The organism is Colwellia sp. C2M11, from assembly GCF_018860915.1.
Classification (GTDB): Bacteria; Pseudomonadota; Gammaproteobacteria; order Enterobacterales; family Alteromonadaceae; genus Colwellia.
The window spans coordinates 36,165-58,234 of the sequence record NZ_JAHKQD010000049.1 but is presented as its reverse complement, the minus strand read 5'-3'; the positions used below and the strand labels follow the sequence as shown (position 1 = coordinate 58,234).

At 34.1% G+C, this 22,070-nt stretch carries 30 protein-coding genes and 1 tRNA gene; 25 read left to right on the top strand and 6 right to left on the bottom strand.

All coding sequences use genetic code 11. The annotated features are described in order from the left end of the window. Window positions 1-179 precede the first annotated feature (179 nt). From KO509_RS15020 to KO509_RS14950, 15 genes are all read left to right on the top strand, one after another. Window positions 180-593, top strand: a complete 414-nt coding sequence (locus KO509_RS15020; protein WP_215974089.1) for a CBS domain-containing protein — start codon at window positions 180-182, stop codon at window positions 591-593. 36 nt (window positions 594-629) lie between these two features. Then, a complete protein-coding gene (gene nrtS / locus KO509_RS15015) occupies window positions 630-902 on the top strand; it encodes a nitrate/nitrite transporter NrtS (protein ID WP_215974088.1) in 273 nt (90 codons plus the stop codon). A gap of 30 nt (window positions 903-932) precedes the next feature. Beyond that, entirely contained in the window at window positions 933-1,337 is a 405-nt protein-coding gene (locus KO509_RS15010) for a DUF1801 domain-containing protein (RefSeq protein ID WP_215974087.1), read from the top strand. Window positions 1,338-1,426: 89 nt separating this feature from the next. Further along, window positions 1,427-1,891: a GNAT family N-acetyltransferase gene (locus KO509_RS15005; RefSeq protein WP_215974086.1), complete on the top strand. Its 465-nt coding sequence runs from the start codon at window positions 1,427-1,429 to the stop codon at window positions 1,889-1,891. A 213-nt stretch (window positions 1,892-2,104) separates the two neighbouring features. Further along, complete coding sequence (locus KO509_RS15000) at window positions 2,105-2,998, top strand: alpha/beta hydrolase-fold protein (protein WP_215974085.1); 894 nt, start codon at window positions 2,105-2,107, stop codon at window positions 2,996-2,998. Between the two features lie 124 nt (window positions 2,999-3,122). Next, window positions 3,123-4,115, top strand: coding sequence for an alpha/beta hydrolase (locus KO509_RS14995; protein WP_215974084.1), 993 nt, complete (start codon window positions 3,123-3,125; stop codon window positions 4,113-4,115). A gap of 173 nt (window positions 4,116-4,288) precedes the next feature. Continuing rightward, window positions 4,289-4,888, top strand: coding sequence for a glutathione S-transferase family protein (locus tag KO509_RS14990; RefSeq protein ID WP_215974083.1), 600 nt, complete (start codon window positions 4,289-4,291; stop codon window positions 4,886-4,888). Next, window positions 4,888-5,358: an HAD hydrolase-like protein gene (locus KO509_RS14985; protein ID WP_215974082.1), complete on the top strand. Its 471-nt coding sequence runs from the start codon at window positions 4,888-4,890 to the stop codon at window positions 5,356-5,358. The genes KO509_RS14990 and KO509_RS14985 overlap by 1 nt, the downstream gene beginning before the upstream one ends. Before the next feature lie 33 nt (window positions 5,359-5,391). After that, a complete protein-coding gene (locus tag KO509_RS14980) occupies window positions 5,392-5,772 on the top strand; it encodes a VOC family protein (protein WP_215974081.1) in 381 nt (126 codons plus the stop codon). A gap of 16 nt (window positions 5,773-5,788) precedes the next feature. Further along, the gene (locus tag KO509_RS14975) at window positions 5,789-6,262 is read left to right on the top strand and encodes a GNAT family N-acetyltransferase (RefSeq protein WP_215974080.1); all 474 of its coding nucleotides are present in this window, start codon (window positions 5,789-5,791) and stop codon (window positions 6,260-6,262) included. A gap of 103 nt (window positions 6,263-6,365) precedes the next feature. Beyond that, window positions 6,366-6,971, top strand: coding sequence for a DUF998 domain-containing protein (locus KO509_RS14970; protein ID WP_215974079.1), 606 nt, complete (start codon window positions 6,366-6,368; stop codon window positions 6,969-6,971). Between the two features lie 80 nt (window positions 6,972-7,051). Then, window positions 7,052-7,432, top strand: a complete 381-nt coding sequence (locus KO509_RS14965; protein WP_215974078.1) for an STAS/SEC14 domain-containing protein — start codon at window positions 7,052-7,054, stop codon at window positions 7,430-7,432. A 32-nt stretch (window positions 7,433-7,464) separates the two neighbouring features. Continuing rightward, window positions 7,465-8,061, top strand: coding sequence for a hypothetical protein (locus KO509_RS14960; RefSeq protein ID WP_252727620.1), 597 nt, complete (start codon window positions 7,465-7,467; stop codon window positions 8,059-8,061). A 70-nt stretch (window positions 8,062-8,131) separates the two neighbouring features. Beyond that, the gene (locus KO509_RS14955) at window positions 8,132-8,911 is read left to right on the top strand and encodes a TSUP family transporter (protein WP_215974076.1); all 780 of its coding nucleotides are present in this window, start codon (window positions 8,132-8,134) and stop codon (window positions 8,909-8,911) included. Between the two features lie 80 nt (window positions 8,912-8,991). Further along, on the top strand, window positions 8,992-9,408 hold the full coding sequence (locus KO509_RS14950; RefSeq protein ID WP_215974075.1) for a GFA family protein: 417 nt from the start codon (window positions 8,992-8,994) through the stop codon (window positions 9,406-9,408). Between the two features lie 87 nt (window positions 9,409-9,495). On the opposite strand, the gene KO509_RS14945 is transcribed toward KO509_RS14950, so the two are convergent. Both KO509_RS14945 and KO509_RS14940 read right to left on the bottom strand, forming a co-directional pair. Beyond that, on the bottom strand, window positions 9,496-10,575 hold the full coding sequence (locus KO509_RS14945; RefSeq protein WP_215974074.1) for a nucleoside hydrolase: 1,080 nt from the start codon (window positions 10,573-10,575) through the stop codon (window positions 9,496-9,498). Window positions 10,576-10,647: 72 nt separating this feature from the next. Next, window positions 10,648-11,559: an alpha/beta fold hydrolase gene (locus KO509_RS14940; protein WP_215974073.1), complete on the bottom strand. Its 912-nt coding sequence runs from the start codon at window positions 11,557-11,559 to the stop codon at window positions 10,648-10,650. Between the two features lie 464 nt (window positions 11,560-12,023). Between KO509_RS14940 and KO509_RS14935 the strand changes: the two genes are divergently transcribed. From KO509_RS14935 to KO509_RS14925, 3 genes are all read left to right on the top strand, one after another. Continuing rightward, window positions 12,024-12,683 carry an NAD(P)H-dependent oxidoreductase gene (locus tag KO509_RS14935; RefSeq protein ID WP_215974072.1) on the top strand — a complete coding sequence of 220 codons (660 nt, stop codon included), beginning with the start codon at window positions 12,024-12,026 and terminating at the stop codon, window positions 12,681-12,683. Between the two features lie 319 nt (window positions 12,684-13,002). Further along, complete coding sequence (gene rnk, locus KO509_RS14930) at window positions 13,003-13,416, top strand: nucleoside diphosphate kinase regulator (RefSeq protein ID WP_215974071.1); 414 nt, start codon at window positions 13,003-13,005, stop codon at window positions 13,414-13,416. Between the two features lie 112 nt (window positions 13,417-13,528). Further along, a complete protein-coding gene (locus KO509_RS14925) occupies window positions 13,529-14,131 on the top strand; it encodes a pentapeptide repeat-containing protein (RefSeq protein WP_252727618.1) in 603 nt (200 codons plus the stop codon). Window positions 14,132-14,229: 98 nt separating this feature from the next. Here KO509_RS14925 and KO509_RS14920 read toward each other — a convergent pair whose 3' ends face one another. Then, on the bottom strand, window positions 14,230-14,376 hold the full coding sequence (locus KO509_RS14920; protein ID WP_215974070.1) for a hypothetical protein: 147 nt from the start codon (window positions 14,374-14,376) through the stop codon (window positions 14,230-14,232). A 410-nt stretch (window positions 14,377-14,786) separates the two neighbouring features. Between KO509_RS14920 and KO509_RS14915 the strand changes: the two genes are divergently transcribed. From KO509_RS14915 to KO509_RS14890, 6 genes are all read left to right on the top strand, one after another. After that, window positions 14,787-15,017 carry a DUF904 domain-containing protein gene (locus KO509_RS14915; protein ID WP_215974069.1) on the top strand — a complete coding sequence of 77 codons (231 nt, stop codon included), beginning with the start codon at window positions 14,787-14,789 and terminating at the stop codon, window positions 15,015-15,017. Beyond that, a complete protein-coding gene (locus tag KO509_RS14910; protein WP_215974068.1) occupies window positions 15,017-15,298 on the top strand; it encodes a cell division protein ZapA in 282 nt (93 codons plus the stop codon). The genes KO509_RS14915 and KO509_RS14910 overlap by 1 nt, the downstream gene beginning before the upstream one ends. A 160-nt stretch (window positions 15,299-15,458) precedes the next feature. Continuing rightward, a complete protein-coding gene (gene minC, locus KO509_RS14905; protein WP_215974067.1) occupies window positions 15,459-16,178 on the top strand; it encodes a septum site-determining protein MinC in 720 nt (239 codons plus the stop codon). A gap of 26 nt (window positions 16,179-16,204) precedes the next feature. After that, window positions 16,205-17,014 carry a septum site-determining protein MinD gene (gene minD, locus KO509_RS14900; protein WP_215974066.1) on the top strand — a complete coding sequence of 270 codons (810 nt, stop codon included), beginning with the start codon at window positions 16,205-16,207 and terminating at the stop codon, window positions 17,012-17,014. Window position 17,015: 1 nt separating this feature from the next. Further along, window positions 17,016-17,297, top strand: a complete 282-nt coding sequence (minE, locus tag KO509_RS14895; protein ID WP_215974065.1) for a cell division topological specificity factor MinE — start codon at window positions 17,016-17,018, stop codon at window positions 17,295-17,297. A 297-nt stretch (window positions 17,298-17,594) separates the two neighbouring features. Next, entirely contained in the window at window positions 17,595-17,996 is a 402-nt protein-coding gene (locus KO509_RS14890; protein WP_215974064.1) for a VOC family protein, read from the top strand. Window positions 17,997-18,147: 151 nt separating this feature from the next. On the opposite strand, the gene KO509_RS14885 is transcribed toward KO509_RS14890, so the two are convergent. The 3 genes from KO509_RS14885 to KO509_RS14875 all read right to left on the bottom strand — a co-directional run bounded on the left by KO509_RS14885 (window position 18,148) and on the right by KO509_RS14875 (window position 20,739). Further along, window positions 18,148-18,224, bottom strand: a tRNA-Pro gene (locus KO509_RS14885). Window positions 18,225-18,720: 496 nt separating this feature from the next. Next, window positions 18,721-20,457 (bottom strand): DUF3413 domain-containing protein, encoded by a 1,737-nt coding sequence (locus KO509_RS14880; protein ID WP_215974063.1) that lies wholly within the window; start codon window positions 20,455-20,457, stop codon window positions 18,721-18,723. 63 nt (window positions 20,458-20,520) lie between these two features. Then, complete coding sequence (locus tag KO509_RS14875) at window positions 20,521-20,739, bottom strand: DUF1414 domain-containing protein (protein WP_159820311.1); 219 nt, start codon at window positions 20,737-20,739, stop codon at window positions 20,521-20,523. A gap of 94 nt (window positions 20,740-20,833) precedes the next feature. Here KO509_RS14875 and yejK point away from each other — a divergent pair, with 94 nt between their 5' ends. Continuing rightward, the gene (gene yejK / locus KO509_RS14870; protein WP_215974062.1) at window positions 20,834-21,949 is read left to right on the top strand and encodes a nucleoid-associated protein YejK; all 1,116 of its coding nucleotides are present in this window, start codon (window positions 20,834-20,836) and stop codon (window positions 21,947-21,949) included. The last annotated feature ends 121 nt before the right edge of the window (window positions 21,950-22,070 follow it).

Sequence of the window (22,070 nt, the reverse complement as noted above, 5' to 3'; positions counted from 1 at the left end):
TAGCAACGAGTCATATGTTTAATTTTGTTGAATTAGCCTAAACCACCTTTTGATAGTCTATATTATTAATAGGTGGTTATTTAGCGATGCATTATTAACTTCCATCAGGTATGTGAATTACAACATAATTACTGCTGTAATTCACATAATTGCATAGTAGAGTTTTAAGAGAGAATATAATGAGCGTTAAACAGATAATGACTTCTCCCGTTATAACCATAGAGCTCGATGACAATCTAACCGTTGTTGGTGAGAAGTTTTCAGATACTAAGTTTCATCATTTACTGGTCGTTGAACATAATAAATTATTTGGCGTTGTTTCTGATAGAGATTTATTGAAAGCTATCAGCCCCAAAATAGGTACTGCTGCTGAAAAAATGAATGATGTTGCAACGTTAAATAAAAAAGTTCATCAAATAATGACCAGAAATCCTATCTGCATTCAACAAGAGCAAAGTGTTCATGATGCTATCGCATTATTTTTAGATAATAATATCTCTTGTATACCCGTTGTTGATAGTAGCAATATTCCTGTTGGTATAATTAGCTGGCGAGATATTCTGAAAACCATCAAAAAGCCCAAATCAAATTAAAACATTACGGTATTATCTACCTAAGTAAGGAGTCTCTTGACTGATCGAACGATAACCTCGGTAAATAAAAGTTTTTTTGCCATAGCCTGTTCACGTGCTGTTGTTATTAGAGCTATTAAGGTTGCTGTGCTTGTTGGTACTATGTTGGCTTTTATCAATCATGGAGAAAAAATATTAGATTTGTCTTTTTCCAGCCAAGATGGGTTTAAAATTTTACTGACCTATTTAGTACCTTATGGTGTTTCAACATGGTCTGCTGTTGGCGCAATCAAAGCGAAGAATACTAATGATGACTCTGGTGATGAATAAATTCTCTGCTTTTCAATGGATGGTTTTAAAATGGATTTAATAGTAAAGAAAAAATTTGAAAGTTATCCTCCTCATATTAATAAATTACTTCAACAAATACGTGAAGTAATATTAACTGTTGCTGAGCAAGAAGGTATTACGAGTATAGAAGAAACGTTAAAATGGGGCGAGCCTAGTTATGTATCTAATATCGGTAGTACTATTCGTATTGATTGGAAAGCAAAATCCCCCGAACAGTTTGGTATTTATTTCAACTGTAAAACAACATTAGTAGAAACATTTAAAGAAATTTATGGTGATACGTTTAAATATGAAGGTAATCGTGCGATTATTTTAAATGTCGATGGCACTTTGCCTATAAATGAGCTATCTCATTGTATTTCAATGTCATTACGCTACAAAAAAATTAAACACTTAGCTTTACTTGGCGTTTAGTTGTGTAACGCGTAACCAATAAAGACTGATTTTTTGTCTTTATTTATTTTTAAATTCTACATTATTGGCCATATTTTATGGTTATTGTAATGAGTAGTACAATGATAATCAGACGATATAAAGATGACGATTTTGAACAACTAGCAGAGATATATAATACTGCTCATCCTGACGAATTTTATCGTGAAGAAGGTCAGTTTTCGTTGCTGCCTTGGGCTGAAGATAAACACATATTAGCGCTATTGGATAGCTCTGATGTTTATGTATATGAAGATGGCGCGATTCTAGGCTTTTGCGGTTATTTAGGAAGAAAAATAAATTGGCTATTTGTTGAGCCTAATGCAAGAAGTAAAGGGGTAGCTGCTAAACTTCTGTCCTATATTGTTCCTAAATTGCCAAGTAATGCGTTTTTGTTCGTTTTGAAGTCAAATGTGCGTGCAATTGCACTTTATGAAAAGTTTGGTTTTGTTGCTCAACAAGAGTTTATGATAGATTTTCAAGGTCGCAATATTATGTTAACTAAAATGATTATTAAAAACCTGAGCTCGGCTTAATAAATCCTTCTCTAATGGTTATTTTCCTTACTTCATCATTAAATTTACTTGCAATACACTAGCTATTGACGCGAAATTTGCCTTGAATTAAGAAAAACTATTAAGTTAGAGTGTAAAATATAGTTATATTTCAATAGATTAAAAACATCTTGAACCGAATTCAGGTTAAATATTAAAAAATATTAAAAGGACATTCACATTAAATTACATACATTGAAAGCATTTTTCACTTTTTTACTCTTTACTTCTTTTGCTGTGTTTGCAGACGCAGTAACATCAACGCCATTTAATATACCTCGAAGCACCGTGGTAGACATTAATGATCCGGCAACAAATTTAATTTACCCTTTATTTATAAAAACTCCCGCTTCCTATAACAAACAAGTCGAGAAACAATATCCTGTTATTTATCTAACGGATGCTTATTACGAATTTCAGATAGTGTCAGGCGCAACTCGTTATCCAATGAACATTGCCGTTATGGAAGAAGCAATTATTGTTGGTATTTCGTATGCTAAAGGCAGTAAAGGTTCGTCGAGCCGAAATCGCGACTACACACCAACATTTAATAAAAAGTGGAAAGATAAAACGGGCGAGGCCAAGCAACACGCTGAATTTATTGAAAAGTCAGTCTTTGACTATATCGATACTAAGTATCGTACTGACCCAACTAATCGAACCTTTATTGGAAATTCCCTTGGTGGTTTATTTGGCACTTATATTCTATTAAATAAACCAAGTATGTTTAAAAACTATATTTTAGGTAGTCCATCCTATTGGTGGGACAATGAGTATATTTTTACGCAAGAATTAGAATTTGCTAAGCAAAATGTAGCCATTAACGCCAATGTATTTATTGCCATTGGTGAACTCGAGACTATAGAGTTCGGGGCTGGCTACAATATGGTTGGCGATGCCCAAGAGTTTTATAAAAGAATGTTAAATTGGCAATCAGATAACTTAAATGTAAAATTAATGATTATTCCGCAAGCAGATCATGCGACCGCATTTCCAACCACCGCTATTCAAGGTTTGAAATGGGTATTAGGAAAATGTGATAAAGCGAATAACTGCTTACTCAGTCCAAAAACAAGCAACAACAAATAATATTTTACAAAAATAGAAAATATTTCAATGAATAAGACCTTATAATGACGTGAATTAAATAATTTTCTTGATTCATCTATTTATAACAAGTTAAAGCATTAACCCATTTATTAAGTGAGATTTTATGAAAAAGTATTGTTTTATTTTATTTTCTATTGTTGTTGCAATGTCACAGGCATTCGCGGCTCCTACTGTGAAATACAATAAAGAACTGGATGGCTTTGCATATCCGTTTGAAGTAAAAACATTTGATTTTAATTCTCAAAATAAAATGTTAAAAATGCGCTATATGGACATTGGTGATAAAAACGCAAAAAAAACAATAGTCTTGTTACATGGTAAAAACTTTGCTGGTTACTACTGGGAAAGCGTTGCAAACGACTTACTTAACAACAATTACCGAGTTATTATTCCTGATCAAATTGGTTTTGGTAAATCGTCAAAGCCTGACTACTACCAATATAGCTTTGGTCAGTTAGCGTTAAACACTAAACTACTATTGGATAGTTTACACATTAACAAAGCTGATATTGTCGGTCATTCCATGGGCGGTATGGTAGCAACAACATATACTGCTAATTATGCTGATAAGGTTAATAAGTTAATTTTGATTAATCCTATTGGCTTAGAAGCTTATGGTAAATACACTGAATTTAAAGATGTTAACTTTTTTTATAAAAACGAACTCGGTAAAACACTGGATAAAGCGAGAGACTATCAGAAGAAAAATTATTATGATGGTAAATGGTCTGAGGAATATGAAAAACTATTAATTCCTCTAAAAGGTATGCTTGCCGGTGATGACTGGCAAACAGTTGCTTGGAATAATGCGCTAACTTACGGACCTATTTTTTCAGAAAATATTGTTGATAGATTTTCTCAAATTAAAAATGACACGGTAATTATTATTGGTACGCGAGATACTACAGGTCCTGGTCGAGGTTGGATGAAAGCGGGTGAAACTAGAAAGCTAGGTAACTTCAAACAACTTGGTGTAGATACTCAGAATCGCATTGCAGGCTCGACACTAATTGAATTAGAAGGGTTAGGGCATATGCCACACTATGAAGACTATGATGCCTTTATCAAAGCATTTCATCAAGCGCTTGATAAGTAATTAATAATTTTGATAAATTAATAGGCCATAGTTTTATAAACTATGGCCTTTTTTATATAATTTTCTCGCCCTGATATGATAATTTTACTGCTTCAATTCTTAGGATTATATCTATTGATTGTTTAGAGTTATTTATATTACTGAATCGTGTACGTTAACTTAAGGAAATCCAATTGAAAATTTATGCAGATAGTCAGTCAGGTAATTGTTATAAAGTAAAATTACTCACATCGCTTTTAGCTATTGAGCACGAATGGATCAATATCGATATCCTTGCGAACGAAACACTAACAGCGTCTTTTTTAGAAAAGAATCCGAATGGAAAAATTCCATTGCTTGAGCTAGATGATGGTCGATTTTTATCGGAATCTAATGCCATTATCAATTATCTTGCTACTGACTCCTTACTTATTCCCAAAAATAGCTTTGATGTTGCTAAAATTCAGCAATGGCAATTTTTTGAACAATATAGTCATGAGCCCTTTATTGCTGTAGCAAGGTTTATCGCTAAATACCTAGGTTTACCTGCAGATCGTAAAGCTGATTATGAAGCAAAGCAAGCGGGTGGTCACAAAGCGCTTAAAGTAATGGAAGGGCAATTGCAAAAAACACCTTATTTGGTAGGCAATGATTTAACAACTGCTGATATCTCTCTTTATGGCTACACTCATGTTGCCCATGAAGGAGGGGTTGATTTAAGTGAATACCCAGCAATTCAACAATGGATAAATAACATTCAAGCGCTTCCTAACTATGTAAGCATGGAGTCATAATGATTGAGGTATACCTTTTTGATTGGGGAGATACTTTAATGGTTGATTTCCCGGATGTTAGTGGAAAAATGTGTCATTGGGAAAAAGTAGAGGCGGTTTATGGCGCTAGAGAAGCATTAGAAACATTAGCTAAAACGGCACAAATATATATTGCGACAGGCGCTGCTGATTCCACTGAATTAGAAATTAAATTAGCCTTTGAACGGGTTGGTTTAAGTCAATTTATTACCGGCTATTTTTGTCAAGAAAATGTAGGGTTTTTAAAAGGAAGTCCTGAATTTCTCTCATCTATTTTAAATAAACTCAATACGCCCTTAGCTAATATAGCCATGGTTGGTGATAATTTTGAAAAAGATATTAACCCTGCAATAAACGCAGGAATTAAGCCTATTTGGTTTACACAAAAAAATATAGAAAATTCCCACGATAATGTTAAAGTAATTAGTAAGTTAAGTGCTTTATACAAGTAAGTATTTACAAGTAAACAACCACTAGGAGGATAAGTGAACTTAAATCAAGTTACATTACCTGTTAACGATATGGAAGTATCGACAAAATTTTATCGAACTTTAGGTTTTACACAAATTGTTGATACGCCACATTATGCACGTTTTGAGTGTCCCGAAGGTGGTGCAAGTTTTTCACTATTATTAGAAAAAGCTAAAATTACCAACAGTGCCGTCATTTATTTTGAACATGAAGCGCTGGATAACTGGGTTAATGATTTAAAGGTGCGGGGTATTAATTTTGACCAAGAGCCTACAGATCAAAGCTATTTATGGCGAGAAGCGATATTACACGATCCTTCAGGTAATAAAATAAAGCTATACTGGGCTGGAGAAAATCGCCTCAATCCACCTTGGCGTGTAGAAAAATGTAATTAACCATATAAGTAGATAAATGAAAATTAAAATTGATAACCTTGAAAGCCTCGAGGTTAAAACGTTATTACAAGAACATCACGAAGATATGTTGCAGCATTCTCCGCCGGAAAGTGTTCATGCATTGGATTTATCTTCATTAAAGGCACCGGAGGTTACTTTTTTTACTGCTTGGATTAACGATCAATTAGCTGGGTGTGGCGCGTTAAAAAAGCTTGATAATAAGCATGTTGAACTTAAATCAATGCGAACATCACAGCATTTTTTGAGAAGGGGCGTTGCCGCTAAGTTATTAACGCACATGTTAGCGATAGCGAAAAAGGAATCGTTTACTAAAATTAGCTTAGAAACAGGGACTCAAACAGCATTTCTTCCGGCTCAACAACTATATAAAAATTTTGCCTTTGAAGAATGTAAGCCTTTTGCAGATTATCAAGAAGATCCTTACAGCATGTTTTTAACAAAAGATCTGGCATCAGTTGTTAGTAAGTAGAGATCTCACGATATAAATAATTCACTAAGTATTAGGTACTCAATAGTTTATCTAGTCAATATTCATGTCTATTTAAGGTTATATACTAATAAGGGAAGCGCTCATGTTTCAAAATATTGCGATTTATTCAGGCTTAATTGCAAGTGTTTGGATTATCATTGGGGTTTATGTCGCAAGTTGTTTTTATACTGGTTACAGCCATTCTAAACAATTTTGTAGTGAACTTGGTGCAACGGGTAGTCCAACTGAAAAATTATCACCATTAATTAATAATTACCCTTTAGGCGTTTTATTTTGCTTGTTTGGCTGGTATCTAGTGAGTATTCCAAACGTCTCAATATTAATAAACATGACAGGTTGGCTTGTTATTGCTCATGGTATTGGTACTTGGATTGCAGGATACTTCCCAATGGATGCCGATCCTTTTACTAAAACCCCAACTTTTCATTGCAAAATACATTCTTGGGCGGGTTTTATTATGCTACTTTCATTAGTTATCGCGCCCATATTAGTTGCTGTTAGTCCAACCACAGCGCTTATCCCTTTGCATTTTAAAATTTTTTCAATTGTTTCTGTAGTCGCTGCTGTGTATTATTTATTTGCGATGGCTAGGGCCGTTCGTACTCAAACTAATCCAGGTATTTATCAGCGTATTTCTTATGGTTTCCAGTTGCTTTGGTTAAGTGTATTTTCTTTAGTTTTAGCATAAATTTAAATTACAGTGATTTCTTTCACTAACAGGTATATTAACTTACGTTGATTATTATATTTTAATTGGAGAGGATCGAAATGCATAGTAAACGTCATGGCCTATCAATAGGTATGGAAAGAGCCGAAAATGATTTTTTTCTTTTTATAAAGGCTCAAGGCAAACTAACCCATCAAGATTATGAAATAATTACACCCTTTATTGAATCTATGTTAACTCAAGTGAGAACTCCTACCGTTAATGTTTTATTTGATGGAACGGAATTAGACGGTTGGGAGCTTAGAGCTGCTTGGGATGATCTAAAACTTGGTTTAAAACACGGTACTAGTTTTAATAAGGTCGCGCTTTATGGTAATAAAAAATGGCAAGCATTCTCAGTAAAAGTCGCTGACTGGTTTATGTCAGGTGAAATTAAGTACTTTGAAAAAGAAAACGACGCCATTGCTTGGCTTAATCAATAATATAAAGATCACTTCAGTAAGTTGGAATGCATGTGTTTAAAAACAATCAGAATACAATAGCCTTTAATCCTAAACATAAAACACACGGAGAATCACTACTAAAATTTCTAGCCTTGATATCCATCATTATTGCCTACTTTTTGTATATGAGTTGGAAATATGATGCTTCTACTGGTTTAGGTGTTTCTATTTTAACCTGGAGCTTCTTTGTGTTATGTACGCCAGTTGCAGATGGAGGCTTTATTCTTGCTTTTCCTATTAGATTACTTTTTAAAATTAAAATGGCCTATACGCAAATAGTACTCTGGTTTGTGGCTATTGCTATTAATGTTTTTTATATCGCAACTAGCTCAGACACTTATGATTTAACGTTTATAACAAGGTTACTTAAGCATATTCTATCAGAGCCATATCCGTATTGGAGTATTCTAATAATCAGTGCATTAGGTACTTTCTTATCTATCTACTTTGGTGATGAAATGATGGATGTTGCTTCTCATGCAGAACGTAAAAATAACCATCGTCACGGGGCAAAGTATCGAACCTTATTAGTACTAGGACTTGGTATTTTAACCGTTGTCGCTTATTACTATTTACTCAGTAGCTTAAATGTCGTATTACCTGAATAATGTTTATGATTAAAATACGACAATAAATATTATTACCTTGTTATAACGCGATAAAGAGAAGGGCAGTTAATTGGAATTCGCTAATATATCTATTGAATTATTATCTCTGTTATTTTTAGTCGCCGTAGTAGCAGGTTTAATTGATACCTTAGCTGGCGGTGGGGGACTTATTTCTATACCCGCCTTAATTTTAAGTGGTGTTCCCCCTTTAACCGCTTTAGGGACTAATAAACTTCAAGGTAGTATGGGGACAGCAACTGCGACCTATATGATGATAAAAAACAGAAGAATTAAATGGGAGCATGTTAAACCTTTAATGTTAATGGCGTTTGTTGGGGCTACTGTAGGCACCATCACGGTGCAGTTCATAAATACTGAAGTCTTGTCATTTGTTATTCCTATCGTACTTATATTTATTGCTGTATATTTTCTTATTTCACCTAATCCAGCGATACATGATAGTAAATCTAAAATGTCGTATGATAAGTACAAAAATATTGTTGTACCTTTAGTTGGTTATTATGATGGTATGTTTGGTCCAGGTACGGGATCTTTCTTTGCGTTATCGGGTGTTTCGTGTCGAGGTCATGACTTAATCTCTGCTACGGCAATTGCCAAGTCGTTAAATTTTGCGACTAATATTGCCTCTTTAATTGTATTTATAATTGCAGGTCATATTGTTTGGGCAATTGGAATAACCATGATGCTTGGTCAAGTCTTGGGTGCATGGGCAGGGTCTCATTGTCTATTCAAAATCAATCCTGCATATCTGAGGGCAATTGTTGTTGTTATGTGTAGTGGAATGCTACTAAAATATGCTGAGTCAATGGGTTGGCTTAATTATGGATAATAAAATCGATCAAATTGTAAATTATTAACGTTAAGCCATTAAACGTGGTTTATTTTAACTTAAATGATAGAGAGTAAACCATGAAAAATATTCAATACCCTATTCAAGGCGCTTGCCAATGTGGCGGCGTTACCTATGAACTGCTAGAGCCACCTTTGATGGTCATTGCGTGCCATTGTATCGAATGTCAAAAATTATCAACTAGTGCATTTAGCATTACGGCTATGGTAAAAACTGACACTGTTGTATTTAAGGGGGAGATGAAAGATTGGAGTCGCCTTGCTGACAGTGGCAATGTCAGTGCAGCTAAATTTTGTGTTACTTGTGGTAATCGAATTTATCATTACGACCCTAAAGATCCAGAGAAATTAAAACTTAAGCCTACTAATTTATCTGATACCCGTATTATAAATCCTACAGCGCATCTGTGGGTTAGTGAAAAACAAGATTGGTTTCAAATTCCAGAAGGTGTAAAAACCTTTGAATATCAATCTTAGTAGCGCGAAATTAGTGTGCAGTATGAACCGTCTATTTATAAACTTAACTAGTCATAAATAGACGGAGGTTGTTGGAGAGTTATACGCTTACTGACGATTTAAAACTTCAGAAAATAACGAGAATACTTTACTCGGATTGGTTTTCTTACATACTTTAATCGCAGGATATTTATCAGACTTTATCAACTTACCAGCCCATTGTGCATCAAGATGTTGGCGGTCTTGTCCATCCCAACGTTTTTTAGGAAAATCAAGTTGTGATGTTGGTAACCAAGGGGTGTCGGTAGCTTTATGCTCAACACTAAATGATCCCATTTCACCTTCACATAATTCTGGTTCAACAGCCACTATTGCCGCTAAAGTATCCCAAAAATAATATTCACCTGATTCAATGAACCAATCATTTTTATCTAATATTTGATCCCAAAACTGAGCAGCAGGCGTTGTGACACTTTTCTTAAATTCACTGGCAACTTTAGCGGTTAATCTAACAGAATTTGTTACATCTAAACCAACTAATTCAATCGGCAAACCAGAAGCAAGCACCTTGTCTGCGGCCAATGGGTCAATAAATATATTCCACTCGGCACTGACATTCGGATGGCCATCGGTGAAATTAGGTACAATAATATTACCTGGTGCGTCAACATTACCGCCCATAATAATAAGGCGAGATACTTCTTTCATATCTGCAGGATATTTTTCTATCCATTGGGCAATATTGGTAAGCGTACCTGTTGCAACAATAATAACAGGCTCGTTAGCTTCTTTAATTGCTTGGTGAATAATCTCGATTGCATGCTCAGACGAAGCCTTACGGTTACTTGGCTTAACGGCTACACCGGATAATGTATCAGAGTCTTTTCGCCACGCATCTGGAAATACGGCATATCCGTCTAGTGGTTCATCATCGCCACAAGCAACTAACACGGAATCACGGCTATATTTTGACAGGTCAAGTAATGAGTTGGTATTGGTAAGGCCTGGAGAACAATGACTTTCGCCACTTGATGAGATAGTGATAGCAACTACGTCAGCCTGAGGGTGTTGAAGTAAAAATAATAATGCCGCCCAATCATCTATTGCCATATCATTGTCAAAAATTACGGGTTTAGCGAAAACTACAGAGGTGAAGCATAAAGCAAGTGTAAAAATGAGTGTTCTCATTAATGTATCCTTTGGTTAATTGTCATATTTTAATGTTATTTGATTTACTATTTAACCTGAACTCGGTTTAAATTATTGTTTAGTTTGATCAATAAAATAGTGTGCTGTTATCGCTAATAATTCCTCCGCAAGGGATTGATCATTATTCAACTCAGCGCTATTGTCAGCTAATACATTGAATATATGATTAGCATTCTTGATTAAATACAGAGATGTTTGAGCTTGTTTTGCTCCTTTTATTAATGACAGAGAGTTTTGCCAAGGCACTGTTTTATCTGCATCTCCTGCTATCGCGAGTAATCTGCCTTGATACATAGCCATTTGAGTAAGACTAGTATTATTACGTATTTGCTCAAACCATTGATGACTAAAATTTAATGGTTTATCGAGCCAAGGGTAATTTATTTCAGCAAAGCCGTTATTTATTGCTTCTTGTTCGTATTGTGTAAAAAATGGCTGAAAGCTACCAATACCATTGCCAGCGACACTTGACCAAGTAACCATGGAGGCTACAGGTAATGTCTCATTAACTGCTGCTAACTGGGCAATGAGACCTCCTTGGCTAAACCCCAATAAATGAATAGATTTGTGTTCAAGCCGCTTTTGTTGCTGAATAAACTGATGAACGTTAACTACATCATTTACTGCGTTTTCTAGGTTGTAAACTTTATAATCGACACTACTTGCCCCCGATCCTGCGAAATCGAAACGTATAGAAGCAACATTCTGTTTGGCGAGCTTTTCTGCTAAGCGTTTAAATAAATTACCCACTTCATTTTTATTTGAAGCAGTACCATGCAACATAATAACAACAGGGAATGGTTTTAATGATTTAAAATCAGGTAGTGTTAATATTGCAGGTATTTGGTAGTTATCTCCTTTAAGTGATAATTCTTGCTCAATAGCTGCGTAAGCAGGCATTAAAATTATATTAAGTAAAAGAGTACATATAGATAATGTATAACGATATTTTAACTTTTTCATAAAGTTCCAACCTATTTCTTAAAAAGAAGCGGCAATGTTAGTGCATCAACAACGAGCAATACCTGCTTGGTTTACGGGATAAATGCAACAAAATGGAGCGTTTAAAGAATAACCAATGATTTTACTGTAAATATATCATTATAAAACAAGCTGTTACTGTTAATATGTTAATGAATCACTAATCTGATATAAAATTGTGACTTACTACAAGCAAAAAGCTGACCATATAGCCAGGTTTTTGATTAATTGAAAGAATAAATTCTATCATTTGGTGAAAAAATACGAATTTACTTGGATTTTGTTACACAATCACTTATTTTAATAACCATAAAATTTATAGGGATAATGTTAGGGGGGTTAGTGTATCTATGGTATTTAGACTAACCGTTTATAAATACGCTTGATTTAATAGACGTTAATAAATATAACAAAAAAACATACACATTTAATAGAAGGAGTTTTAAATGAAATTTTTAATATTTTTGGGCACTACACGTGATAGTACACCGCCAAAACCAGCTCGTCTTGGTTTACGTGTTGCTAAAGCTTGTTTAGATTGTCTAAATATTCAATTTAGTGATCACGAAATTGAATTGATAGATGCGTTAGATTACCCACTAGAGTCTGTATTTAAACCATACTTTTCTTATGCGAACAGTAAAGCCCCTGCGGCCTTAAGTTCACTTGCTGAAAAAATTGAGTCTGCAGATGGCTTTATTATGGTCAGTCCTGAATATAATCATTCTATGAGCCCAGCACTATCAAATTTACTCAATCATTTTGGTAGTTCTTTATTTTCATATAAACCCAGTGCCATTGTTACTTATTCAGCAGGCCAATGGGGAGGGATGCGAGCGGCAATTGGAATGCGAACATTTCTTTCGGAGCTAGGCTGCCTTTCTGTGTCAGCAATGATTCATATCCCCAAAGCACAAGAAGTACTAACCGAAGATGGAGCGATAGAAGCACATGAAGATCAAAGAGCTTGGTTTAATTACTTTGGTCGAACATTTAACCAATTAGATTGGTGGGCTCAAGCGACAAAGAATCAACGAGATAAAATTGATCCACACAATACTGTTAGTGATTTTAAAAGGGATCCTTCGCAAAGAAATGCTCCTTAACCGCTTTATACTAACGTTTAATCGTCACTTGGTTATTCTTTATTAAATAATTAAATAATTAAATAATTAAGGAATAAGCTAACTCGTTTTAGCGTAATAATTATTGTTTTAAATAATAATTATTACGGTTTATCTTGTTTATATAATAAATGATCCTTTACTTACAATTTATTCATGTTTAGTCGCTATTAATAGATTGTTTAAAAAAATCATTACAGTTAGAGTATCAAGATCCCATATATAGGATCCACAAATAAGAATAAAACGAGTTACTAAGACTCGTTAAAAAACTTAAAACTATAGGTTATAGAGAACGAAAATGAACAAACAACCAGAAATAACTATTTCATCATTAGATGCAGACAGATTGTATGATTTAATCGAATCATTACCCAATGATGGATTAGTTGGTATAAATGAACTTGAAAAAGAACTTGCGCGAGCAAATATTGTAGAGCCTTCAGAAGTGCCTCCTACCATAGTAACAATGAACTCAACCGTTAAGTTCTCTGTTGAGTCTTCTCAAGAAGAATTTCTGTTAACTTTAGTATACCCAAAAGATATTGATGCTAGTGGCGAAAAAATATCAATTCTAGCACCTGTTGGCAGTGCATTACTGGGTCTTTCTCAAGGGGATCAAATTGAATGGCCAAAACCTGGTGGCGGGTTGATAAAAGTGATAATTAAAGAGATAACTTATCAGCCAGAAAGAGCAGGTGAGTTACATCGGTAGTGATAACTCAATCATTGTAATATCGTCATGTCGATGTGAATTTTATATAAAAAGAACGTTTTACGTTCTTTTTATATTTTATCTTCAATCAACTGTATCAGGATAAAAATCATTGAAAAATTTAACAAACGATATTAATAGTATTCATGATCAAGATTTCATTGATATTAAATACGCCGAACATAAAATTTCAAACAAAGAGTTTTATAACTGTCATTTTAAGTCTTGTGATTTTAATGCGGCTATTTTTATGAATTGTGAATTTACTCATTGCACATTTTTAGACTGTAACCTAAACAACGTTACTGTAAATAATAGTACATTTGTCGATATTGCGTTTGATAATTGTAAAGTTATTGGCGTTAACTGGACTATGGCCCATTGGCGTGATCTTATGCTATCAGCACCGCTAATTTTTAAAAAATGTCTGATTAACTCATCTTCTTTTTATGGATTAGCATTAGAAAAAATCATCATTGAAGAATGTCGAGCACATGATGTAGATTTTAGAGAAGCTAATGTAAAGGGCGGCAGTTTTAACCGTACAGATTTAAAAGATAGTTTATTTAACAATACTAATCTTACTGGTGTGAATTTTAGTGAAGCAGAAAATTACGATATTAATATCAAAAACAACATTATTAAAAACGCGACTTTTTGTCGTTACGAAGCGGTCAGACTATTAAGTGGTTTAGATATCAACTTAATCGATTAAATAAAACTAATAAATAGCAATTATTCTTTAATAGTTACTGATTTGTTACTATTAACGTTGAACAAGAGAATTATCTTACGTGCGGCTTTATTCGTCGGCTAACTTAACTCAGAAGAGTTTCGCCCAAACTCTCTATTCCATTCATCAACTAATTTATTAAATATCTGTACTTCTTCAGGGGTTGCAATACCAAGTATTATATTTGCCGAGAGGTTATCACGACTGTCGAGCTCATCATCTTCCATAAGAATAAACATCCTTGTTTGTTTACGCGGATAATATGAAGGAAAATGTTTGATCAAGCAAGTGTTGTTTATTCACTGTGCATAAATTTTTTTAACTTATGTCAATATTGAAAATCTATTTACTCACTTAAGTTAAATCCTTAAACAACATGTGCTGAACCTTTAAAAAATCCTTAAATATAACCTAATTTACTCTTGCCCTATGGACCTAAATTTTTTGGATAGCCATTCTTATTAACTGTTTAAATTCAACGCTAAACGTTTGTTTTTTGTTCGTAATAACATATACAAGCATTTAATTGAAAATTGTTACAAAAATTCAGCTAATAATTACGCTAAAGAGTAGCATTTTTTCTCACTTTAGATTAAGTTTGCGCTTTTATTTATTATACAGTTAACCAGAGCGCCTTATGTTAGAAAATACTCTCCCACAACTCGAACAACTGATTGAACAAATCATTGAAAAAAATAACCACCTAAAAAGCCAAGTGGCTGAATTAGAAAAGCAAAAATCAGTGCTGGTTGAAGAAAATGAAATGTTGCAATTAGAAGCTCTTGAAGGTGAAGAAAAGCAAAAACAAACAAGTACAGTTTTAGCAAACCTACTAGATAAATTACAAAGTGTAGAAGAGCTAAGCTAATGTTAGCCGAAGACTCTAATGGACTCAGCATTGAAATTATGGGCAAGCAACATCAGTTTTCTTGCTCAGCTGAACAAGCAGAGGATTTAAAACAGGCTGTGAACAACCTCACTGCTATGTGTAATGACATTAAGCAACAAAAGTCCGCAGCTAGTAGAGAGCGCACTTTATTGGTGGCATCAATTAATTTAAGTTATTCGCTACTTATGGCAAATAATGAAATTAGTCGTTATCAACATGGCCAAGAAACCTTGATTGCAAAACTAAAAAGCGCGTTGTAATACTAAATCCATTACGTTCACTTTTCAGAATTGCTATTGTTTTTAATTAAATAATGGCAATTTTGGCGACTTTTTGTCACGTTGCATTATACTTAGCAGCATTTATAAGGTAAATTGCATATATATACATTGAGTTGCGTTATTTAGGACCACCTTTATTATGGCTGATGCCAGTATTGAATTTAAAGGGTCAAGTTTTACCCTATCAGTTTTACATTTAAAATCATCTGAATTAGCTGATATTCGGGCTGATTTAACAAAAAAAGTCGCACAAGCCCCTGACTTTTTTTATCTCGTACCTGTTGTGGTCAATATTGAACAACTTTCGTGTTCAATTGATTACCAAGCGGTAAAAGCATTAATTGAAGAATTCAACTTTACTTTTGTTGGTTTTACTGGCGCAGTAACAAAAGAACAACGTTTTCATATTCGAGAACTGGGCTTTTCTTTTGTTAATACAGCAAAGGCCAATGTACCACCAAAATCAACAATCGCACCAAAGAGTGAAGTAAAAGAAACGGCAATAGAAGCACCAAAAGTTGTTGAGCATTTATATACTGATAAAGTTCACCGAGGACAAATCCGATCGGGCCAGCAAATTTATGCTAAAGATCAAAACTTAGTGATTATTGGTTCGGTATCTGCCGGTGCAGAAGTGATAGCAGATGGCAACATTCATGTATATGGTTCGTTACGCGGTAGAGCAATAGCCGGTGCAAAAGGTCATCATAAAGCACAAATATATTGCCAAAATCTTGAAGCTGAGTTGGTCTCAATCAATGGTAACTATTGGCTAAGTGAGTCAATGGAAGAACATTGGGGATCGCCAGCATTTATACATTTGACTGACACTGAATTAACGTCATCAAAACTTATTTAATTTTAATTTAAAAGGATATTCGGTCTATGGCACGGATAATAGTGGTTACATCAGGTAAAGGCGGTGTTGGTAAAACAACATCAAGTGCTGCCATTGGTCTTGGCTTAGCGTTAAAAGGCCATAAAGTTGTCTTGATAGATTTTGATATAGGCTTACGTAATCTTGATTTAATTATGGGCTGCGAACGTCGAGTAGTATACGATTTTGTTAATGTAATTAACGGTGAAGCTACGTTAAATCAAGCACTAATTAAAGATAAACGTGTAAGTAGTTTGTCAATTTTACCGGCTTCACAAACACGTGATAAAGATGCATTAAATAAAGAAAGTGTTGGTAAAGTACTAGAAGAACTTGGTAAAACCTTCGACTTTATTGTTTGTGATTCACCTGCGGGGATTGAAGCCGGTGCAATGATGGCACTTTATTATGCAGATGAAGCTATAGTTACAACAAACCCTGAAGTATCTTCAGTACGTGATTCAGATCGTATTTTAGGTATGCTTGCCAGTCGTTCACGTAGAGCGGAGCTTAACTTAGAGCCAATCAAAGAACATTTGTTATTAACTCGTTATTCACCTAAACGTGTAGAAGAAGGTGAAATGCTGAGTGTTGAAGATGTTAAAGATATCCTTTCAATCCCATTATTAGGTGTTATTCCAGAGTCACAAGCCGTACTTAAAGCCTCAAATGCCGGTGAGCCGGTAATTCTTGATACTGAAAGTGATGCAGGTCAAGCTTACCAAGACGTAATTGATCGCTTGTTAGGTGAAACTGTAGAATTTAGATTTTTAGTTGCCGAGAAGAAAGGCATATTTAGTCGTATGTTTGGAGGATAACATGGCACTATTAGATTACTTTTTACGTAAAAAAGAAAAACAGGTAACTACTGCTTCTAAAGCGAAAGAACGTCTACAAATTATTGTTGCGCATGAGCGCAATAGTCGTAATAAACAACCAGATTATTTACCACAGCTTACCGAAGATATCCTTCAAGTTTTACGTAAATATATTCAAGTATCTGACGAAACATTCTCGATAAACCTTGATAAAAAAGATGGCGATTTGAATGTGTTAGAGCTCAATATTGAATTACATGATGAGCTAAACAAAGACAATTAATTTTGTGTGTCTGTTTAATTGATTACGAACAAATCATCAATTAAACAGACATAAAAATGTTATTAGTTTTCGTCCTCTTGAACTGGATTCCGGAACTCAAGCATCATGTTTCAAGTATAAAAAGATTCCGTATTAATACACTTACGGAATGACGAGATATACAACTCCCACCCTATAGCAGTTTTCGTCTTCCTGAACTGGATTCAGGATCTCAAGCGCTATATCAGTATAACTTGATAAACAGCATCGATATAAATGAATAAGAATATACAATACATGACGAGCTAAGGAGATAGTTTGCTTAAATCAATTCACCATGCTGCAATTATTTGCTCAAATTACGAAAAGTCTAAGCATTTTTATACAAGAATTCTTGGGTTAGAAGTTTTAGCTGAAAACTATAGAAAAGACCGTGACTCATTTAAACTCGACCTTCAACTTCCACAGGGAGGCAAAATAGAATTATTTTCATTTTTAAACGCTCCAGAACGACCTAGTTATCCTGAAGCACTAGGTTTAAGGCATTTAGCCTTTACTGTTGAATCAGTTGAGTCAGTACGCGATTATCTTTTATCACACCATATTGCTGTAGAAACCATTCGAATAGATGAATTCACAAATAGGAAATTTACATTCTTTCATGATCCTGATGGTCTTCCATTAGAATTATATGAGCAAGATAATAACTCGATCATATAGGGTATGTTAATCCCGAAGGATAATTTTTATTGGAATAAGCAAGCATACCTTTGCTTTTAAAAACATTCATCTGAAATAGTAGATAACAAGGGGCTGCTTTTATTCTTGTTTAGAAATGCGAAAGCCCGTATTAAACGGGCTTTCTATAATTTGGTCGGAGTAGCAAGATTCGAACTTGCGACCTCACGTCCCCCAGACGCACGCGCTACCAAGCTGCGCTATACCCCGATTTGTAAAGCAATGTTCTAATCAGTTAGCTAATACTTATGTTTCTAAAGAAATAATAATCTGGGGAGATCACCATAAGTACACTTGATTTACGCTGACTATAATAATCGTTTCTCAAACGAATGCAACGACATTTATTAGAACGGTTAATCAATAATAACTAACCGTCTAACGAATGAACAATTATACCAATTCCAATAAGTTTCTTCTCACTCAGCGAGAGTTAAAAGGTTTAGAGGCACAAGTTATACGTTCCAAACATAACTTAAGTACCGACATCCATGTCGGCAAGGCATTGATTGAAGAGAATGGTTATTCCCTTGTCAAAATCAATAACGCGGTATATAGACCTTTTAGACTCGCCCTTTGGGAGCTTTCCAGTGATATGATAACCGCACAAAATTTCTTTCATATAGAATAACTATAGGTAAAAAATTATATTTGTTCTCAAACCACTGGCAAGCTCTGAGTGGGAACTAACTTAATGGACTTGGTATTATTCATTCTCTTGTTCTAATTGCTTACTAAAGCGTTTAATAAAGTGAACACCATCAATCATTAAAGGAAAATCTTTATTTACGGTGATCGGGGCATTTAATTTACTAGAATAACTATGAAAATTACCATTTCTATCAATAAAAACAGATTTATCTTTGTTAAATACCATCAAACCAGCCGCAGAAGTATTTGCAATAACACGGTCTTTATTTAATGTAATAAGATCTGAACCATTACTATATTTTTTATCTTCAGTATCACAGCCAAGCCAATTTTTCATGAGTGTAGATTGTAAATCCATATGGCTTGTTAACTTAGTAACAATATCCTTATTTACTTGCCTTTGGGCTTTTTTGTAAGGTGTTATCAGTAATGCAGGCTTAGTAATTAATTGGGTATCTTCTATTTGATTTCCAATTGAACTAATCCAAATAATATCTTTTTGCTGTTTTTGTTGCTGTGCTAATAATAAAGCATCAACAAAAAGCTCAAATTGATACTTACTGATACTGCTTTCAACATCGTTACTGATTGCACTTTTAAAGTAAATTATATGTAATCCTAACTTTTTGCTATTAAGTTTATCAGCGAAAATTAGGCTCGATATATCGTTAAGGTGACTCTTTTCGTCAAACAAAGAAACAAACCAAGGTGCGTTATGTTGATCAGTTATTGAGTTTACGTCAGATTTATCTATTAACGTAAAACTACTGGCTAAATTTTGCTTTTCAATGGCTTGAAATAGCAATGGCTTAGTGGATTGCTTTAAAATATCGTCTTGATAAATATTTGGTAAAGAATAAAACAATTTAAACCAGGCTTCATCATTTAGCGCCGAGTCTACATGGTTATTAAATTGGTAACTATTACCACTTGTTCTATTGCTAAAACGTTGTAGTTGCTCGGTATTTAACTGTGCATCAGTAAGTACTATAAATACCGACTGATCTGCGTTAGTTATTTCACATTGCCCTGACGTTAAACTTGGGTAAGGTGGAATAGCACTGCTAAACGATAATGGGCTTGTTTTACGTTCTATATAATCGTCAACATCAAATAAACCGTACTTGGTAAGTAAAGTTTGAGCGGTTGCAGGGTAAGATAGAGGTAATACCGTATCTTGGCGTAATATATCGTAATCTAAGTTAGCATCAGCCCAAATATGAGTTAAATGACTAAAGAAGAATGATGCGACTAAGCCAAAAATAACAAAACGAGCAAAAATCGTTTTTTGTAATTTTTTCAAGTGCTTCCATGCATAATTACTAATAGTGAATTCAAAAGCTAAAATTAAAATAGCTAAAAAACCACTAACAGTATAAAAAATAACATTTTTCTGTGCTATTTCTTGAATCAAACTAAAAATTTGAGCACTGGAAGATGCATTTAAATGATAACCCAAACGACTATAAATAAAACCATCAAGTAATAGCAACAGCAGTCCAAGGGTAAATATTATTGAAGCACTGGATCTAATCACTTTGGTATTAGGCCAAATAATGATCAATGGAAACAAAATTAACACAAAGCTAATAAAGGTTAGAAAAGCAATATGACTAACCCAAGTAGTAACAAGATACATTTGACCTAAAAATGTAGTCGGTGCAGTTTCACTGAAAAGGTAATAAGAGGAGAGGGCTATTGCTGCAAAAATATTAAAAAATGTGAACCAATGGCTCCAACTTATTAAATGTAACAGCTTTCTACTATAGGTTTTGGTATCAAAAGTGACCATTGAACTTTATTCTTCTTATCTGATGAAATTATAAAATGAATTATTCACTAGTTATCAATAAAACTAGTGAGTTTTTTGGATAGATTGATTCAATGCGCGAGTAAAATTGTCTACAATAGCACTTTGTTTGTCGGCAGGAATTTTACTAATAACATTAGTTATTGTATTTCCTAAACACATTAAGGCTAAATCGGTTGTTGCTGATTCATTTACAAGAACATCCATAAGTTCTTGGATAATTTTTTCTACACGTTCGTTTGAGTATTTCGATACAATGGGCATAATGACACTTAATTGCTGATGATTAATAATATTTTTGCAGTTTATCAAATGCCTGCACAATATACTAATATATCCCTAACATAGACCCTTACTTATGAGTTTAATAATTTCTAACATAGCACTACATTTTATTTCGAAAAAAGAAGAATCAAGCGAAGTTTTACTACGCTTAGGGCCTGAGAGTATAGAAATTGGGCCTAAAATAACCGCTTTTGTTGACGGTTTGCATAGTATTTATAATGCTAAAGGCAGTAAAGCTTATGGTAGTTTCTCTTCTATGCCTGCACCTGGTAGTTCTGCAAGCAGTACCGAAAGTGATATAGATAGTAGCGATACCGTCACTGCTCGTTTTGTTGATTTAATGGAAAGTTACTTAGGCGAGCGCCAAAACTTTTATACTTTTAGTACACAAGCGGCAAATACCTTAAAAAATGAAATAGAAAAATATGATCTAGACGAAACCGGTTATTTAGTTGTTTGTCATTATGAATATATGGGTGGACGTTACTTATTGGTTGCCGTGATTCCTGTATCTGAGCATTATAGTGTTGATGGTGAATTAAATATTTCAGCGGATCAACACCTTGATACTACTAAATTACAGTTAGCAGCGCGTATCGATTTATTTGATTATCAGCAAAATGCTAGCGGTAACCGATATATTTCCTTTATTAAAGGACGTGCCGGACGTAAGGTTTCTGATTTCTTTCTCGATTTTTTAGGTTGCGAAGAAGGCTTAAATTCAAAAGAGCAAACCCAAACATTAGTACAAGCAGTAGAAGACTATGTCGCTGTTAACCAACTTGATTCAAATGAAAAACAGCAAACACGTAAAGAGTTACTTAATTACTGTAAAGAGCAAAAAGCAAGTTCTCAAGATGTGTCTATGCAAGAAGTTGGCAAAGTCATTGGCCATACAGCAACTGATAGTGATGGTAATGAACAAAACTTTTATCAATTTTGTCAGCAACAATCTTATCCTATTGAAGAGTCTTTTCCTCATGACCAAACCGTTGTTAATAAAATAACGAAATATTCGGGTTATGGTAATGGCATTAGTTTAAGTTTTGAACGTAGTCACTTTGGTCAAGATGTCGTTTATAACCCTCATAATGATTCAATTACTATTTTTAAAGTGCCTCCTAATTTAAAGGAACAACTGCAAGCATTGTTAGCAAATAATGATGAAGAAATAATTGAAAATAATTGATTTACTAATACCAATCACCATCAAATAAGTTACGCGTAACTATGGATTTTTTTGTTAGCGCGTTGAAAATTAATAATTTATCAGTAATTTACTATTAAGTGAGTTACGTTAAAGAAAAGAG